Annotated in this window: 19 protein-coding genes; 13 read left to right on the top strand and 6 right to left on the bottom strand. The window is 64.8% G+C overall.

Annotated elements, in window-relative coordinates; genetic code table 11:
* Positions 1 to 147: 147 nt before the first annotated feature.
* The 6 genes from flhC to fliE form a co-directional block, all read right to left on the bottom strand.
* Positions 148 to 702 carry a flagellar transcriptional regulator FlhC gene (flhC, locus tag AC0SZ7_RS01760; RefSeq protein ID WP_475502708.1) on the bottom strand — a complete coding sequence of 185 codons (555 nt, stop codon included), beginning with the start codon at positions 700 to 702 and terminating at the stop codon, positions 148 to 150.
* A complete protein-coding gene (gene flhD / locus AC0SZ7_RS01755) occupies positions 695 to 1,042 on the bottom strand; it encodes a flagellar transcriptional regulator FlhD (protein ID WP_475502707.1) in 348 nt (115 codons plus the stop codon). Before flhD ends, flhC begins: the two co-directional genes overlap by 8 nt.
* Positions 1,043 to 1,223: 181 nt before the next feature.
* Entirely contained in the window at positions 1,224 to 1,595 is a 372-nt protein-coding gene (locus tag AC0SZ7_RS01750) for a flagellar protein FliT (RefSeq protein ID WP_475502706.1), read from the bottom strand.
* Positions 1,573 to 1,998, bottom strand: a complete 426-nt coding sequence (gene fliS, locus AC0SZ7_RS01745) for a flagellar export chaperone FliS (protein ID WP_475502705.1) — start codon at positions 1,996 to 1,998, stop codon at positions 1,573 to 1,575. The genes AC0SZ7_RS01750 and fliS overlap by 23 nt, the downstream gene beginning before the upstream one ends.
* Before the next feature lie 24 nt (positions 1,999 to 2,022).
* Positions 2,023 to 3,435, bottom strand: a complete 1,413-nt coding sequence (gene fliD, locus AC0SZ7_RS01740) for a flagellar filament capping protein FliD (RefSeq protein WP_475502704.1) — start codon at positions 3,433 to 3,435, stop codon at positions 2,023 to 2,025.
* Positions 3,436 to 3,802: 367 nt separating this feature from the next.
* The gene (gene fliE / locus AC0SZ7_RS01735) at positions 3,803 to 4,123 is read right to left on the bottom strand and encodes a flagellar hook-basal body complex protein FliE (RefSeq protein ID WP_475502703.1); all 321 of its coding nucleotides are present in this window, start codon (positions 4,121 to 4,123) and stop codon (positions 3,803 to 3,805) included.
* Positions 4,124 to 4,399: 276 nt separating this feature from the next.
* On the opposite strand from fliE, the gene fliF reads away from it, so the two are divergent.
* From fliF to fliR, 13 genes are all read left to right on the top strand, one after another.
* Complete coding sequence (gene fliF, locus AC0SZ7_RS01730) at positions 4,400 to 6,097, top strand: flagellar basal-body MS-ring/collar protein FliF (protein WP_475502702.1); 1,698 nt, start codon at positions 4,400 to 4,402, stop codon at positions 6,095 to 6,097.
* Positions 6,087 to 7,085: a flagellar motor switch protein FliG gene (gene fliG, locus AC0SZ7_RS01725; protein WP_475502701.1), complete on the top strand. Its 999-nt coding sequence runs from the start codon at positions 6,087 to 6,089 to the stop codon at positions 7,083 to 7,085. Before fliF ends, fliG begins: the two co-directional genes overlap by 11 nt.
* On the top strand, positions 7,078 to 7,797 hold the full coding sequence (locus AC0SZ7_RS01720) for a flagellar assembly protein FliH (RefSeq protein WP_475502700.1): 720 nt from the start codon (positions 7,078 to 7,080) through the stop codon (positions 7,795 to 7,797). The genes fliG and AC0SZ7_RS01720 overlap by 8 nt, the downstream gene beginning before the upstream one ends.
* Positions 7,794 to 9,164 carry a flagellar protein export ATPase FliI gene (gene fliI / locus AC0SZ7_RS01715; protein WP_475502699.1) on the top strand — a complete coding sequence of 457 codons (1,371 nt, stop codon included), beginning with the start codon at positions 7,794 to 7,796 and terminating at the stop codon, positions 9,162 to 9,164. Before AC0SZ7_RS01720 ends, fliI begins: the two co-directional genes overlap by 4 nt.
* A gap of 12 nt (positions 9,165 to 9,176) precedes the next feature.
* A complete protein-coding gene (gene fliJ, locus AC0SZ7_RS01710; protein WP_475502698.1) occupies positions 9,177 to 9,629 on the top strand; it encodes a flagellar export protein FliJ in 453 nt (150 codons plus the stop codon).
* 8 nt (positions 9,630 to 9,637) lie between these two features.
* A complete protein-coding gene (locus AC0SZ7_RS01705) occupies positions 9,638 to 10,927 on the top strand; it encodes a flagellar hook-length control protein FliK (protein ID WP_475502697.1) in 1,290 nt (429 codons plus the stop codon).
* Between the two features lie 206 nt (positions 10,928 to 11,133).
* The gene (locus tag AC0SZ7_RS01700) at positions 11,134 to 11,589 is read left to right on the top strand and encodes a flagellar basal body-associated FliL family protein (RefSeq protein WP_475502696.1); all 456 of its coding nucleotides are present in this window, start codon (positions 11,134 to 11,136) and stop codon (positions 11,587 to 11,589) included.
* A gap of 3 nt (positions 11,590 to 11,592) precedes the next feature.
* Positions 11,593 to 12,645, top strand: coding sequence for a flagellar motor switch protein FliM (gene fliM, locus AC0SZ7_RS01695; RefSeq protein ID WP_475502695.1), 1,053 nt, complete (start codon positions 11,593 to 11,595; stop codon positions 12,643 to 12,645).
* Entirely contained in the window at positions 12,638 to 13,117 is a 480-nt protein-coding gene (fliN, locus tag AC0SZ7_RS01690) for a flagellar motor switch protein FliN (protein ID WP_475502694.1), read from the top strand. Before fliM ends, fliN begins: the two co-directional genes overlap by 8 nt.
* Complete coding sequence (gene fliO / locus AC0SZ7_RS01685; RefSeq protein ID WP_475502693.1) at positions 13,114 to 13,494, top strand: flagellar biosynthetic protein FliO; 381 nt, start codon at positions 13,114 to 13,116, stop codon at positions 13,492 to 13,494. The genes fliN and fliO overlap by 4 nt, the downstream gene beginning before the upstream one ends.
* On the top strand, positions 13,491 to 14,243 hold the full coding sequence (gene fliP / locus AC0SZ7_RS01680) for a flagellar type III secretion system pore protein FliP (protein ID WP_475502692.1): 753 nt from the start codon (positions 13,491 to 13,493) through the stop codon (positions 14,241 to 14,243). The genes fliO and fliP overlap by 4 nt, the downstream gene beginning before the upstream one ends.
* 25 nt (positions 14,244 to 14,268) lie before the next feature.
* Entirely contained in the window at positions 14,269 to 14,538 is a 270-nt protein-coding gene (gene fliQ / locus AC0SZ7_RS01675) for a flagellar biosynthesis protein FliQ (RefSeq protein ID WP_455921618.1), read from the top strand.
* A 6-nt stretch (positions 14,539 to 14,544) separates the two neighbouring features.
* A complete protein-coding gene (gene fliR / locus AC0SZ7_RS01670; RefSeq protein WP_475502691.1) occupies positions 14,545 to 15,336 on the top strand; it encodes a flagellar biosynthetic protein FliR in 792 nt (263 codons plus the stop codon).
* The last annotated feature ends 6 nt before the right edge of the window (positions 15,337 to 15,342 follow it).

The following is a 15,342-nucleotide window of genomic DNA, read 5'->3' as shown; positions in this document are numbered from 1 at the left end:
GCAACGCCTGAGGGTTCAGCGCGAAGATCGGCGTGGCGGGGGTCAACTTTAATCCGGGGCTTCGCGGCAACGGCCAGGATCGACGGGGCGGGCGTGACGCAGCCTTCGGCAGCTGCTACAGGGCCGCGTCACAGGCACCGCGAATTCCTACGCCTGGCGCAAATCGTCCAGCTCTTCACTCTCGCGACGCTTGAGCGTCTTGCCCGCGCGCGACGGCGGCTGGCAGATCCCGCACACATAGCGCTGCGCCGGGCCATGGGAATGGGTGACGAAATTGCCGGTGCAGGAAGAGCAGCACACCAATTCCAGCATGTCGCTTTCAAAGAAGCGCACCAGCGTCCAGGCGCGGGTCAGGCCCAGCACCACTTCGGCTTCGTCGTCGCTGCCCACCTGCTCCAGGTACAAGCGGTAGGCCTTGATGAACGCCTCGATGCGGTCGCAGCCAATGCGGGTCAGGCGCAGGTAGATGCCATAGAACAGCGAAGAATGAATATTGGGCAGCCAGGTCACGAACCAGTCGGTGGAGAACGGCAGCATGCCCTTGGGTGGCGAAACACCGCGCACCTCTTTGTACAGGCGAATCAGCCGGCCGCGGCTCAGGCTGGTTTCCACCTCCAGCACCTGCAGGCGCGCGCCCAGCTCGATCAGCTCGATGGCCAGCTGCACCTGGAACATTTCTTCCACCAGGCTTTTCTCAGACATGAGCCTGCCCCACGCGTCCCCCCGTGTCGCCCCCGGCATCGACCGACGCCATCAGCAACGACGAATGAATTTCCACCAGGCCCAGCTCGCGGGAGTTCCCCAACACCCGCGACAGGCACTCGGCTTCATCGAACACCGGGCGGCACACCAGCTGGTTGATGCGTGCCAACTGGGTCAGTTGCTTGCTGGTCAGCTTCACCAGCAGATCGGCCATGCCTTCGCTCAATTTCAGCCGAAACATGGCGGTAGCACGGTCCTTGCGCAGCAGGCGCTGGACCAGCAACAAATAAGAGAAATTCAGATCCTGAATATCTTCCAGACCTCTATCGGCGTTCAGCACTTCCTACTCCCCTGCACTAGTCGTATCAGTTGGCTGGCCCGCCTAGACACCACGGACCGACTTGCTATTTATTACCCTTACCTACGAGCAAGTATCAAAACGACAACAAAGCGCTGCCGTGACTTACCAGTAGGTCATGTTGGAGATACAGTTGTTTTTATCGCGACATCCTGTCGCAGTATTAAACTTCCGGGCGCACCACTGCTCTAAGTAGTGGCCTAACAGTGGCACTTGGCATATAAGCCTTGCCTTGTCCGCGTTTCAAACGGCCGGCAACTATCAGCGCGCCAAGATGACTCTGGCGCTCGGCCAGGCATTGGCGAACGCCAACTTCCAGTTCAAGTATCTGTTTGATCAACTCGAACTTGCGACGACGATGCTCGTCGTCCAGTTGTACCCCCGCTTCCTCGCGCCGCAGGGTTTCCTCGTCAATCAACCCCTCGGACTTCAACAGCAGGATTTGCTCCCAGTCCCCCTGCAACGCGCACTCATGCATGCGTTGCGACTGCGCCAGCAACCGCTCGTACGACTCAACCACCTGCGCTTGCGACATCGCCATCCTCCCCCTCGACTCGAGGTCCTATCTGCCGCCACGCGGAACCAATGTTTTCAATCAGGCTTGCTGCCACATCCAGGACCTCCTCGTCGTTATGCAGATTGGCCCGCAATAACAGCCGCACCACCGTGTCGTAGAGCTGGTCCAGGTTGGCGGCGATTTCGCCGCCGCGCTCAAGGTCCAGCGAGCCGCGCAGGCCGCGGCTGACGATCTTGATGGCCGACGTGATGGCCCGGCCCTTGCCCGCCATGTCGCCGGCCTGCATGTGCAGCCGGGCGGTACGGATGGCAGCCTGGTAGCTGTCGAACAACATCACGATTCGTTGGTAGGGCGAGGCGGCCAGAATGCCGCTCTCCAACCCCACCGTCGCGTAGGCATTCGCTCCGCGCAATAAACTCACAACCTCACTCCCATCTATCGAGGATTAATCATCACTGCTCAACGCATCGAACTGGGTAGTGAGGTAGTCCGCTGTCGAATCAAGCTCGGAAATCAGGGTGTCCAGGGCCGTGAATTGCTCGGTATAGCGGTCCATCACACTGTCGATGTAGTCCTGCTTGTCTTCGTACTTCTCTTCCAGGTCATCGAGTTGATCGTTGAGGTCGTTGACCACCGACACGATCGAGCCGTCGTCCTCGTCCAGGAAGGTATCCAGGTCGGCGGACATCTGGGTGGCGAAGCCCTCGGTGTCATCGGTGCCCACGAAAAAGTCGGTGACGTCACTGAGGTTGTTGGTCACCGCGTCTTCCAGCGTGTCGTCGTCGATACTCAGCGTGCCGTCCACGCCCAGGGTGATGCCCAGCTGCGACAGGTAGCTGAACGTGCCGCTGGAAATCGAGTTGTAGAGGTCCTTGCTCAAGGTGCTGTCCACGCGCCGCGTGGTCGAGTCACCCAGCAGGGTGCCGGCGGTATCGTCGTCGGCGTCGTAGGACGTCAGCGTGTCCATGGTCGAGGCGTACGAGTTGTAGGCGTCGACGAAATCGTTGATGGCATCGATGATCGAGTCGGTGTCGCGCTTCACCGTCAGGGTCGAGGTGCCGGTGTCGGTCAGGCTCAGGGTCACGCCCTGCAGGGCCTCTTCCACCGTGTTGCTCTGGCTGGTCACGCTCAGGCCGTTCACCGTCAGCAGCGCATCGGCGGCCGCGACGGTCTCGGTCATGGCGTTGCTGTCGCTGTCGGCGCTGTAGCCGAACAGGTCGGCGGCATCGCCGGTGCCGTCGTAGCTCACGGTCATTTCCGACTCGGTACCGGTATTGGTCGAGGTCAGCACCAGGCGGTACGGCGTGTCGCTGCCGTCATTGACGATGGAGGCGGTTACCGAGCCGCCGGCATCATTGATGGCGTCGCGGATACCTTCCAGGGTGTTGTTGCTCGACGTCAGGTCGATGCTGAAACTTTCGTCGTCGCCCACTGTAATAGTCAGGGTACCTGTGCCCAGCGCCGTTGTAGAATCGGCGACACCATCGGTGGCCAGGCTCTGCGCGCTGGCCAGCTGGGTGACCACTACTGCATAGGTACCGGCCACCGCATCGCTGGTCACCGCCGCGCTCACACCGGTGCCGCTGACACTGCTGGTCAGGGCATCGTAGGTGTCGGCGTCGCTCAGCGTGTCCACCGCCGTCTGCAGGCTGGTAAGGGCGCTGGTCAAGGTGCCATAGGCAGTGATTTCGGCGTTGATGTCGTCTTCCTGGTTCTCGATGGGCGTCAGCAGGCTGGTTTCCTGGGCCTCCTCGAGGCTATCGAGAATCGAGTCCAGATCCAGCCCCGACCCCACGCCCAAAGAGGTAATGGTTCCGCTGGTAGCAGAGGAGGAAGAAGTGGAAGTGGTCGTCGTCATATAGTCCTCACAGGTCCGCGCTATTAAGCAGGGCCAATCAAAAGTCACCCCATCACGAATGAAACATTCGCAATGACGCAGAGGAAATCGGCAGCCGAATATAAAACTTTAACGACACATGTCTATTTATTTTTTAAGTAACGCCTTTTAAACAAAGGCTTTTTTTGTAACTTTCAGACTTGCGACGCCCCACGTTAACGGCACTTTCACTACTGCACCCTTGGTAATAAGCCAGTTACACACTGCCACCCTTCACGTATCCACCCACCTACACCCTTAGTTCATTCCTGAATTTTTTTTCATCTCACCCCGGAAACATTCAAACGTATCCACATACGTACAGATAGATACATTCAGGGGTGCGCCTTCATACCTGCATGGCCATCACGTCCTTATAGGCAGTGACCAGGCGGTTCCTCATTTGCACGCCCATCTGCAGGCTTACCGAAGCTTTCTGCATGTCCACCATCACGTCATTCAGCGACACGTCCGGGCTCCCCGCCTGAAAGGCATTGGAGTGCTGCACCGCGGTGTTCTGCAGCTGGTTGATGCGCTTGAGCGAAGCCTGCAACTCACCGGAAAAGCCACCACTGGCTGCCGCGCCCGCTACCGAGGAAGTTATGCCTTCGGATTGGTTGGCCATCAGGTTGAGTTGCTGCAGGGCGGCCGCAAGAGCAGATGTATTCATGGCGCGAACATGTCCAGACAGAAAAGAAGGCAAGGTGATAGCACCAAAGGTTAACAAGGTGCTCGTGCCTCACAAGCAACCAATTGGCTACAAAAGCGCTGGCTTTTCCGTCCTTTAGATCCGGGGCGGGTCGAGATAATAGCCGCCCTGCGATACCTGCCAGCGCTGGCAACAGGCTGCTCCGCCGCACCATTGCGGCGAGGCTTCTCGACCACTTTCGACACCGGAACGAGCAATGTCTTTTGTACCGCCCCTACCCTCGCCTGCGAGGTGCGTGTGAGTAACGCGGCCCAAGGGAAAGGCTCCGCCAAAGTCGCCCCCGAAAAGAACAAGAGCAGCGCCTTCGAGCCGTTGCTGGCCCGCCTGCGCGGGCAACCGCTGCCCCTGCTGCTGGCCGGCGCCGCCGCCGTGGCGTTGTTGGTGGTACTGGCCCTGTGGGCACGCGAGCCTGAATACCGCGTGCTGTTCTCGAACCTCGGCGAGGCCGATGGCGGGCAGGTCATCAGCGAACTGGAAAAGCGCCAGATCCCCTATCGCCTCAGCGAAGGCGGCCACGCCATCCTGGTGCCGGCGGCGCAGATGAATGCCTTGCGCCTGCAACTGGCCGAGCAGGGCTTGCCCAAGGGCGGCAACGTCGGTTTCGAACTGATGGACAAACAGGCCTTTGGCGTCAGCCAGTTCGCCGAACAGCTCAACTACCAGCGCGGCCTGGAAGGCGAGCTGGCACGCACAATCGAATCCCTGGGGCCGATTGCCAGCGCCCGCGTGCACCTGGTGATGGCGCGCCAGTCGGTGTTCGTGCGCGAACGCGAGCCGGCGCGCGCCTCGGTCATGCTCAACCTGCAGCCCGGCCGCGAACTGGGCCAGAGCCAGGCCAACGCCATCGCCCACCTGGTGTCTTCCAGCGTTGCCGACCTGAGCATCGACGGCGTCACCATCGTCGACCAGAGCGGCCGCCTGCTGTCGCAGAACCCCAGCGACAGCAATGGCCTGGACGGCACGCAGCTGACGTATGTGCGCGACATCGAACGCTCTTACCAGCGCCGTATCGAGGACATCCTGGCGCCGCTGCTGGGCCGCCAGAACGTGCATGCGCAGGTGGTGGCCAAGGTCGACTTCGACAGCCGCGAAAGCACCGCCGAACACTACGAACCCAACCAGTCGCCCGACCACGCTGCGGTGCGCAGCAAGCAGGTCAACGAAAGCCTGGCCGGCAGCGACTCGGCAGCCCGCGGGGTACCCGGCGCGCTGACCAACACCCCGCCCAACCAGCCACCGGCCACCCGCGCCACCGCACCGGCGAAACCGGGCGAAGGCAGCCAGGCTGGCACCGACGACAGCGACACCAGCGCCTCGGCGCGCAGCAAGACCCTGCACAGCGAGCGCATGACCAACTACGAGGTCGACCACAGCGTCGAGCACGTCAAGCAGGCCCAGGGCGAAGTCACGCGCCTTACCACCGCGGTGGTCATCAATTACCGCGCCGCCGAGAAAGACGGCAAGCCGAGCCAGGAGCCCCTGAGCAAGGAAGAGCTGGCCAACATAGAAAGCCTGGTGCGCCAGGCCATGGGCTTCACCGAGGCGCGCGGCGATGAGCTGAAAGTGATCAACAGCCCGTTCGCCAGCGAAGACATCAGCGGCCCGGAACTGGCCTGGTGGCGCACGCCGGAGTTCTACGGCCTGGCCATGAGCCTGTCGCGTTACCTGCTGGTGGCACTGATTGCCCTGCTGCTATGGCTGATGGTGCTGCGCCCGATGAACAAACGCCACGCCCAGGTCCTCAAGGCCGCACAGGACGCCGAGGCGCCGCCCACCATCGTCACCGCCAGCGGCGAGACGGTGGAAATGCCGGCCGGCCAACGCAAGGCCCAGGGCTACGAGCAGAACATGAAACGCCTGCGCGAGATCTCCGTGGAAGACCCACGCCTGATCGCCATGATCATCAGGGGCTGGATGAAAAAAGATGACAAGTAAAATGACCGCCACGCGCCGCAGCGCGATCCTGCTGCTGTCCCTGGAAGCCGACGAGGCCGCCGAGGTGTTCAAGCTGCTGCCCAGCCAGGACGTGGAAAGCATCAGCATGGAGATGGCACGCCTGAGCCAGGTGTCCCACGACGAAATGCGCAAGGTCCTCGAAGAGTTCATCGAGGAAACCGAGCAGTACGCCGCCATCAACATTCAGTCCAGCGACCACATTCGCGCGGTGCTGACCAAGGCCCTGGGCAGCGAACGCGCTGCCAGCCTGATCGACGACATCCTGGAGGCCAACGACGGCGGCTCGGGCATCGACAAGCTGAACCTGATGGAGGCCTCGCTGGTGGCCGAGATGATCCGCGAGGAACACCCGCAAATCATTGCCACCATCCTCGTGCACCTGGACCGCCACCAGGCCTCGGACATCCTCGAACTGTTCGAGGAGCGCCAGCGCAACGACATTATCCTGCGCATTGCCACCTTCAGCGGCGTGCAGCCGGTGGCGCTGCAGGAGCTGACCGAAGTGCTGGGCGGCATGCTCGACGGCCAGAACCTCAAGCGCAGCAAGATGGGCGGCGTGCGCACCGTGGCCGAGATTCTCAACCTGATGAACTCGACCCTGGAAGAGTCGGCCATCCAGACACTGCGCGCGCACAACGAAGACCTGACGCAGAAGATTCTCGACGAGATGTTCCTGTTCGAGAACCTGCTGGAAATCGACGACCGCGGCATCCAGACCATCCTCCAGGAAGTGGAGACCAACTCGCTGTCCATCGCCTTGAAGGGCGCGCCGACGGCGCTGCTGGACAAGTTCCTGATGAACATGTCGCAGCGTGCCGCACAGCTGTTCCGCGAAGACATGGAAGCCCGCGGGCCGACGCGCATGTCCCAGGTGGAAGCCGAACAGAAGGCCATTTTGCAGGTGGTGCGTCGCCTGGCCGACAGCGGCGTCATCGTGACCGGCAATGGGGACGACTCCTATGTCTGACGAACAGGCGTGGCCAGACGCGGCCGGCCAGTGGCAACCCTGGCGCATGGCCGTGCTGCCCAGCGAGGCGCCGCCCGCCCCGGAACTGGACGAGGCCCAGGCCGAAGCCCAGCGCAAGCACGCCTTCCAGCGCAAGCTGGAGCTGCAGGCGCGGCGCGACAAGGTGCGCCAGGAAGCCCAGCGCCAGGGCCACGAAGCGGGTTTTGCCGCCGGCCAGGCCGAGGGTTATGCACAGGGCCTGGAGCAGGGCCGGCTGGCGGGCGAGGCCTCGCTGCAGGAACAGATTCACGCCACCCTGGAGCCCCTGCGGGCGCTGTGCGAGAACTTCGACCAGGCTCTGCGCCAGCTCGACGGGCAACTGCTGGCCCAGCTCACCGAAGTGGCCCTGGCCGCCGCCCGGCAGATCGCTGGCGAGGCCCTGCAGGCGCAACCGCAGCAGGTGCTGCACAGGGTACAGGCGCTGCTGCAACATGAGCCGGCGCTGACCGGCAAGCCGCGCCTGTGGCTGCACGCGGACGACCTGCCACTGGTGCGCGACGCCCTTGGCGAGCCGCTGGAAGCCGCCGGCTGGAGCCTGCTGGCCGACAGCGCGCTGGCGCGTGGCGGTTGCCGCGTGAGCAGCGCCAGCGGTGAACTCGACGCCAGCCTGGAAACCGCCTGGGCCGGTATTCGCAGCCGCCTGCAGGACAATCTGCCGGCAGCCACTTCATGACCCCGGCGAACCCCATCACCGCACGCTGGCAACAGCATTTCGACGCCCAGCGCCAGGCCCTGGGCCAGGCGCCGCGCTATGTGCACAGCGGGCGCATCGTGCGCGCCACCGGCCTGGTGCTGGAAGCCGTGGGCCTGAGCATTCCCCTGGGCGGCGCTTGCCGCATCGAGACCCAGGCAGGCGCCTGCGCCGAGGCCCAAGTGGTGGGCTTCGCCGGTGACACCCTGTACCTGATGCCCCTGGAAGAGATCGGCGACCTGCAACCCGGCGCCCGCGTGCTGCCGTTGGACGAGCGCGAGACCGGCGGCGCCGCCAGCCGCCAGTTCCCGCTGGGCCCGGCGCTGATGGGGCGGGTGCTGGACAGCCGCGGCACGCCGCTGGACGGCAAGGGGCCGCTGCTGGATGTGCGTCACAGCCCGCTCAACACGCCGCCGCTGAACCCGCTCAAGCGCGCGCCCATTGACCGCCAGATCGACGTCGGCATCCGCGCCATCAATGCCTTGCTCAGCGTCGGCCGCGGCCAGCGCCTGGGCCTGTTCGCCGGCTCCGGCGTGGGCAAGTCGGTACTGCTGGGCATGATGGCCCGCTACACCCGCGCCGACGTCATCGTGGTGGGGCTGATTGGCGAGCGCGGCCGCGAGGTGCAGGACTTCATCGACAACATCCTCGGCGAAGAAGGCCTGCGCCGCGCCGTGGTGGTGGCCGCGCCTGCCGACACTTCGCCCCTGCAGCGCCTGCAGGGCGCCGCCTACGCCACCCGTGTGGCCGAGGACTTTCGCGACCAGGGCCTGGACGTGCTGCTGATCATGGACTCGCTGACCCGTTACGCCATGGCCCAGCGCGAGATCGCCCTGGCCATCGGCGAGCCGCCAGCCACCAAGGGCTACCCGCCTTCGGTGTTCGCCAAACTGCCGAAACTGGTGGAGCGCGCCGGCAATGGGCCGCCCGGCGGCGGCTCGATCACCGCGTTCTACACCGTGCTCAGCGAAGGCGATGACCAGCAGGACCCCATCGCCGACTCGGCGCGGGCGATTCTCGATGGCCACATCGTACTGTCGCGCACCCTCGCCGAAGCCGGGCATTACCCGGCCATCGACATCGAGGCGTCGATCAGCCGCGCCATGACCGCCATCGTCAGCGACACCCAGCAACGCAAGGCCCAGCAGTTCAAGCAGGTGCTGAGCAAGTACCAGCGCAACCGCGACCTGATCACCGTGGGCGCCTACGCCCCCGGCCACGACCTGCTGCTGGACCGCGCGGTGCAGCTCAACCCGCACCTGGAGCGCTTCCTGCAACAGCGCATCCAGGAGCAGACCACCCTGGAAGACACACTCCAGGCCCTGAACCAGCTGTTCCCGGGCAAATGACGAGACCCCACCATGACATCGTCCCTCGACCTGCTGTCTGAATTGGCGCACAAGGCCCAGGACAAGGCCGCGCGCACCCTGGCCCAGCACCGCCAGCAACTGCGCCAGCTGGCCGGCCAGCTCAAGACCCTGCAGCAGTACCAGCAGGAGTACCGCCAGGGCCTGCAGCAAAAACTGCACAAGGAAGGCATGAGCCCCTCGGCGCTGGCCAACTACCGCGCCTTCCTCGCCTCGCTGGACACTGCCATGGACCGCGCCCGCTTGAGCATGGCGCGCCAGCAGGCCGAGATCGACAAGAGCCAGTTGGCCTGGCAGGCGGAATGGCGCAAGGCGCATGCCTACGACACCTTGCTGCAACGGCGCGCGGCGCAGCTGCAACTGACCGCCGGCCGCCGTGAACAGCGCCTGAGCGACGAGCTTGGCGCGCGCATGCGCCAGCAACCCGGCAACTTCGCCCGCACTTGAGAGGCACCATGGACATCACTGCATTGCTGGCCAGCCCGGCAGCCGCCAGCGCCCCCCAGGCCGCAACGGCCGAAACCGATGGCAGCGTATTCGCCCAGGCACTGGACGCGGCTGTGCAGGTGCAGCCTGAGCCTGAGCCTGTGCAAGCCCTGCCGGTGGCGGTCGCCACCACCGAGACGGCAGCGGCAGCGCCGGTGCCGGCCACGCCGGCTGTGGCAGCGACAGCCGACATCGAATTGCCGGCAGAACCCTTGCCCGAGCTGCCCGAGGCTGCCCCCGCGCCGGTGGCCGAACCCACGACACCCGTGCCCGTTTCTGTGCACGTGCTTGCTGCCAGCGTGGCCAAACCGCAACCCGTCGCCGCCGCCGAGGAACAGACGGAAGACGTCGAAACACTGCCCGCCGCCGCCACCGAGCTGGCCGACACCCAGCCCACGCCTGACAGCGACGACAGCGTGGACACCCAGTTGCAGCACATCCGCGACCGCATGCGCCTGATCGACAGCGCCGGCACCCCGGACCCCAGCACCGTGCAGGCCTACGTGGCGCCCACGCCAGCCCCCGTGCCGGTGGTGAGCGCGCCGGAAGTGGTCGAGACCAACGTACAGGCCGCACCGCTGGTCACCCAGCGCAGCACCGCCCTGCCCGCCGTGGCCTCAACCGAACAGAAGACCGAACCGGCTGCCAGCGAGGATGACACCACCACGCCCGTGGCCCCCGTGCCCACCGCTACTCTGGCGGCGGTGACACCGGCGCCAGCGCAGGACGACAGCGCCAGCCCCGACAGCGACACCTCCAGCCCGGCCCCCGTGGATGCGCTGAGCGCCTGGACACCCAGCGCCACACCGATGGCCACCAGCGACGCGCCGCAGGTCAACAGCAATAACCCGACACTGACCGCTGCCGTCGGCAGCTCCCAGTGGCAAGGCGACCTCAGCCAGCAGGTGCTCAACCTGCACCAGCGCGGCAAGCACCAGGTGGACCTGGAGCTGCACCCCGCCGACCTCGGCCCGCTGTCCATCAGCCTCAAGCAGGACAGCAGCGGCACCCAGGCCCAGTTCGTCTGCGCCCACCCGGCGGTGCGCAGCGCCGTGGAACAGGCCCTGCCGCAGTTGCGCGAAGCCCTGGCCGCCCAGGGCATCACGCTGGGCGACACCTCGGTCAGCGACCAACCGTCGCGCCAGGCGCGAGATCAGCAGGCGCCGTATGTCCCGTCGACGAATGCGTCCGCAGCCGAAGAGGAAGCCAGCGAAACCATTGCGACCCCATTGCTGACCCGCATCGACCTCTACACATGACCCTCCACTTGTGGGAGCTGGCTTGCCAGCGAGCTTTTCAAGGCCCAAAAAGCTCGCTGGCAAGCCAGCTCCCACATAAAGGCCAAAGCCCCACCCCGATCAAAACCCGAAGATACGGGGCATTGCCTGGCCTTATCGGGCCATGGTCCCGCCCCCCCGGTGTTCATACTCGCGGCTTGTCTGAACCGACCTTGTGAACACCGGCAATGAGCACGACACGCAAGACCCCCTGGCTGCTGATGATCCTGTGCACGGTGGTATTGGCCGCGGCCAGTGTCGCCGTTACCTGGTACTACGTGACCCGCATGGAAACCGCCAGCGCGCCGGCCGCCCAGCCACCCGCGGCGCCGGAACTGGTGACCATCCCGCCACTGACCGTGAACCTGCAGAACCCGCAGCACGAGCAGCGCCTGCTGTACATCGGCTTCAGTATCACTGTGGGCGACAAGGCCACGCAGGCGTTCCTGCAGCCCTACGTGCCGCAAATCCGCAGCCAGCTGTTCAAGCTGCTGGGCGAGCAGGACAGCACCGCACTGATGACCAGCCAGGGCAAGAGCGTGCTGGCCGCCAAGGTGCTGGAACTGGTGAAGCGCCCGCTGACGACACCCCAACCCGAGCTTTCCATACTCGACGTCCTTTACACCGACTTCATCGTGCAATAGCCCATGGCCCTAGAAGACCTGTTGTCGCAGGAAGAGATCGATACCCTGCTCAAGGGCGTCAGCGGCGAGGACGAACACCCCGCCGACGGCGACGCCTCCAGTTGGGACGTGCACATCCGCCCCTATGACCCGGCCACCCAGCACCGGGTGATTCGCGAGCGGCTGCATGCGCTGGACATCATCAACGAACGCTTTGCGCGCTACTTCCGCATGGGCCTGTTCAACCTGATCCGGCGCAGCGCCGACATCACCGTGGACAGCGTGCGCTACCAGAGCTTCAGCGACTTTTCGCGCCACGTGCCGGTGCCCACCAACATCAACCTGCTGGCCATGAAGCCGCTGCGCGGCACCGTGCTGACAGTGTTCCCGCCCAACCTGGTGTTCATGGTGGTGGACAACCTGTTCGGCGGCGACGGGCGCTTCCTGGCCAAGTCCGAAGGCCGCGAGTTCACCCGCACCGAGCAGCGCATCATCCGCCGCCTGCTGAGCCTGGCCATTCACGCCTACCAGGACGCCTGGAGTTCGGTGTACCCGCTGGAAATCGAATACCTGCGCTCGGAGATGCAGGCCAAGTTCGCCAACATCACCAGCTCGCCCAACGAGATCGTGGTCAACACCACCTTCCACCTGGAAGTGGGCAACCTCTCCAGCGACTTCAACATCGTCATTCCCTATTTGATGATCGAGCCGCTGCGCCAGCTGCTCAACGGCCCGCTGACCGACAGCGACCCGGACGCCGAGCGCGCCTGGACCCGCAAGATGGCCGGCGAGATCACCCAGTCGCACATCGAGCTGGTGGCCGATTTCACCGAGCTGGACACCAGCATCGGCCAGGTCATGGCCCTGCAGGTAGGCGACGTGCTGCCCATCGAGCTGCCCGACACCATCGTCGCCAAGGTCGACGGCGTGCCGGTGATGACCTGTGAATACGGCAGCCAGGACGGCCTGTGCGCCCTGCTGGTGAAAGACCTGATCGACCACTCCCCCGCCGGCCCCGAAGCAGCCAGCTTCGTGAAAGGCCCCGTGCCCCCAGCCAAGGACTCCGCCCATGACTGACCCGAACACCCCCCAGGACACCCCGGCTGACGAACCGTCGCTGGAAGACGAATGGGCCAGCGCCATGGCTGAACAGGGCGACGACGCCGGCCTCGACGACCCTTGGGCGCAAGCCCTGGCCGAGCAGGAAGCCGCGCCCGTGGAAACCCCGGCGCCGGCCGCCAGCAAGATGTTCCGGCCACTGGCTGGGCAGAGCGGCGGCGCCGTAAGCCGCGACCTGGAAATGATCATGGACATCCCGGTCAAGCTCAGCGTCGAGCTGGGCCGCACCCGGGTCACCATCAAGCAGCTGCTGGAACTGGCCCAGGGCTCGGTGCTGGCGCTGGACGGCCTGGCCGGCGAACCCATGGACATCCTCATCAACGGCTACCTGATCGCCCAGGGCGAGGTGGTGGTGGTCGACGAGAAGTACGGCATCCGCATCACCGAGATCATCACCCCGTCCGAACGGGTGCAGAAACTCAACCGATGAGCACCTCGTCCTCCCCCGACAACCTGCTGGGCCTGGCGCTGCTGGGCAAGAGCGCGCTGGCGTTTGCCGTGGTGGTGGCCAGCATCCTGGTCTGCGGCTGGCTGGCCAAGCGCCTGCGCCCGGGCCACACCCGGCCCGGCGCGCACCTGCAGTTGGTGAGCAGCACGTCGGTGGGCCAGCGCGAGCGCGTGGTCATCATCCAGGTGCAGGAACGCTGGCTGGTGCTGGGGGTGACACCCCAGCACATCAGCGCACTGGGCGAGATGCCCGCCCCCGAGCAAGCACCGGCCGTAGCGCCTATTGCCCTGGCACCGGCGTTCGCCGAACGCCTGGCCGCAGCCCTGAAGCAACGCATGGGCGGGAAGGACAAGCCATGAACCTGCGCCCCCTGCTGCTGGCTGCCTGCCTGCTGCCAGCCGGTATTGACAGCGCCTTCGCCCAGGACGCCCCGGGCCTTGCGGCCTTCACCAGCCAGGCCATGGGCAACGGCAGCCAGCAATGGTCGCTGAGCCTGCAGACGCTGATGCTGCTGTCGTCCATGGCGTTCCTGCCGGCGCTGCTGCTGATGATGACCGGCTTCACCCGCATCATCATCGTGCTGGGCCTGCTGCGCACCGCCATCGGCACCACCTCGGCACCGCCCAACCAGGTGCTGCTGGGGCTGGCGCTGTTCCTGACCTTCTTCGTCATGTCGCCGGTGCTGAACAAGGCCTACGACACGGCCTGGCAGCCATTTTCCAACAACCAGATCGGCCTGGAAGAGATGCTCGACAAAGGCAGCCAGCCGTTCCGCGGCTTCATGCTCAAGCAGACCCGCGAGACCGACCTTGCCATGTACGCGCGCATCGCCGACCTGCAAGACCTGGACAGCCCCGAGCAAGTGCCGATGCGCGTGCTGATGCCGGCCTTCGTCACCAGCGAACTGAAGACCGCGTTCCAGATTGGCTTCAGCATCTTCGTGCCGTTCCTGATCATCGACCTGATCGTGGCCAGCGTGCTGATGGCGCTGGGCATGATGATGGTGCCGCCGGCCACCATCTCCCTGCCGTTCAAGCTGATGCTGTTCGTGCTGGTGGATGGCTGGCAGTTGCTGCTGGGCTCGCTGGCGCAAAGTTTCTACACCTGATACCCACCTTCGGAGCCCCACCACGATGACACCGGAAATGGTCATGGACCTGGCCTACAGGGGCATGCGCGTGAGCCTGTTCGTGGCCGCCCCGCTGCTGCTCACCACCCTGGCGGTAGGCCTGATCGTCAGCCTGTTCCAGGCGGCCACGCAGATCAACGAATCGACCTTGTCGTTCATTCCCAAGATCGTCGGCATCTGTGCGGTACTGGTGCTGGCGGGGCCGCTGATGATGGACATGATTCTGGACTTCACCCGCGACCTGCTGGTGGGCCTGCCTCACCTGGTGGGCTGACGGCTCATGCTGGAGTTCGATTCAGGGCAGTTGCAGCACTGGCTGGCGCTGTTCTTCTGGCCGCTGTGCCGCATTGCCGCGTTCATGCTGGCCGACCCGCTGATGGGCCACACCATCATTCCCAATACCGTCAAGGCCGGCCTGGCGGTGCTGCTCAGCGTGCTGATAGCGCCAGTGCTGTCGGCCATGCCCGACGTGCCGATCATGTCCTGGGAAAGCCTGGGCATTGCCGTCGAACAGCTGCTGATCGGCGCCAGCCTGGGCATGGTGATGCGCGTGACGCTGGCTGCAGTAGAGATGGCCGGGGAGATCTGCGGCATGCAGATGGGCCTGGCCTTCGCCAGTTTCTATTCGGCGGAAAGCAACACCAACACCATGGTGCTGTCACGGCTGCTGAGCATGACCACGCTGCTGATGTTCCTCGCCCTGGACGGCCACCTGCTGGTGCTGCGGCTGCTGGCCAGCACCTTCCAGAGCCTGCCGGTGGGCAACCTGCACTTCGATCCGTCGTCGTGGAAGATGATCGCCAACTACGGCGGGCATATTTTCCTCACCGGCCTGCTGCTGGCGTTGCCCATGGTGGCGGCGCTGCTGATCATCAACCTGGCCATGGGCATCCTCAACCGCGCGGCGCCGCAGCTCACGGTGTTTGCCGTGGGTTTCCCGGTCACCCTGAGCACCGGCCTGGTGCTGATCATGGCCCTCACCAGCCACCTGGGGCATTTCATCCAGCTGCTGCTGGATGAGTCGCTGCACTTCCTGCAGGCCCTGGTCGGCAACATGATCGTGCCAGCCTGAGCCCCG

It is taken from the genome of Pseudomonas sp. JC1203 (assembly GCF_056175065.1).
The sequence above is the reverse complement of the archived record's forward strand: the minus strand, read 5'-3'. Positions and strand labels throughout refer to the sequence as shown.

What these genes read in the sequence shown, in the direction of transcription:
- fliR (WP_475502691.1), top strand. Translation starts at nt 14,545, where the DNA reads ATGCTGGAGTTCGATTCAGGGCAGTTGCAGCACTGGCTGGCGCTGTTC.
- AC0SZ7_RS01700 (WP_475502696.1), top strand. Translation starts at nt 11,134, where the DNA reads ATGAGCACGACACGCAAGACCCCCTGGCTGCTGATGATCCTGTGCACG.
- fliG (WP_475502701.1), top strand. Translation starts at nt 6,087, where the DNA reads ATGACAAGTAAAATGACCGCCACGCGCCGCAGCGCGATCCTGCTGCTG.
- AC0SZ7_RS01705 (WP_475502697.1), top strand. Translation starts at nt 9,638, where the DNA reads ATGGACATCACTGCATTGCTGGCCAGCCCGGCAGCCGCCAGCGCCCCC.
- fliP (WP_475502692.1), top strand. Translation starts at nt 13,491, where the DNA reads ATGAACCTGCGCCCCCTGCTGCTGGCTGCCTGCCTGCTGCCAGCCGGT.
- fliI (WP_475502699.1), top strand. Translation starts at nt 7,794, where the DNA reads ATGACCCCGGCGAACCCCATCACCGCACGCTGGCAACAGCATTTCGAC.
- fliJ (WP_475502698.1), top strand. Translation starts at nt 9,177, where the DNA reads ATGACATCGTCCCTCGACCTGCTGTCTGAATTGGCGCACAAGGCCCAG.
- fliN (WP_475502694.1), top strand. Translation starts at nt 12,638, where the DNA reads ATGACTGACCCGAACACCCCCCAGGACACCCCGGCTGACGAACCGTCG.
- fliQ (WP_455921618.1), top strand. Translation starts at nt 14,269, where the DNA reads ATGACACCGGAAATGGTCATGGACCTGGCCTACAGGGGCATGCGCGTG.
- AC0SZ7_RS01720 (WP_475502700.1), top strand. Translation starts at nt 7,078, where the DNA reads ATGTCTGACGAACAGGCGTGGCCAGACGCGGCCGGCCAGTGGCAACCC.
- flhC (WP_475502708.1), bottom strand. Translation starts at nt 702, where the DNA reads ATGTCTGAGAAAAGCCTGGTGGAAGAAATGTTCCAGGTGCAGCTGGCC.
- fliE (WP_475502703.1), bottom strand. Translation starts at nt 4,123, where the DNA reads ATGAATACATCTGCTCTTGCGGCCGCCCTGCAGCAACTCAACCTGATG.
- fliM (WP_475502695.1), top strand. Translation starts at nt 11,593, where the DNA reads ATGGCCCTAGAAGACCTGTTGTCGCAGGAAGAGATCGATACCCTGCTC.
- fliD (WP_475502704.1), bottom strand. Translation starts at nt 3,435, where the DNA reads ATGACGACGACCACTTCCACTTCTTCCTCCTCTGCTACCAGCGGAACC.
- fliO (WP_475502693.1), top strand. Translation starts at nt 13,114, where the DNA reads ATGAGCACCTCGTCCTCCCCCGACAACCTGCTGGGCCTGGCGCTGCTG.
- AC0SZ7_RS01750 (WP_475502706.1), bottom strand. Translation starts at nt 1,595, where the DNA reads ATGTCGCAAGCGCAGGTGGTTGAGTCGTACGAGCGGTTGCTGGCGCAG.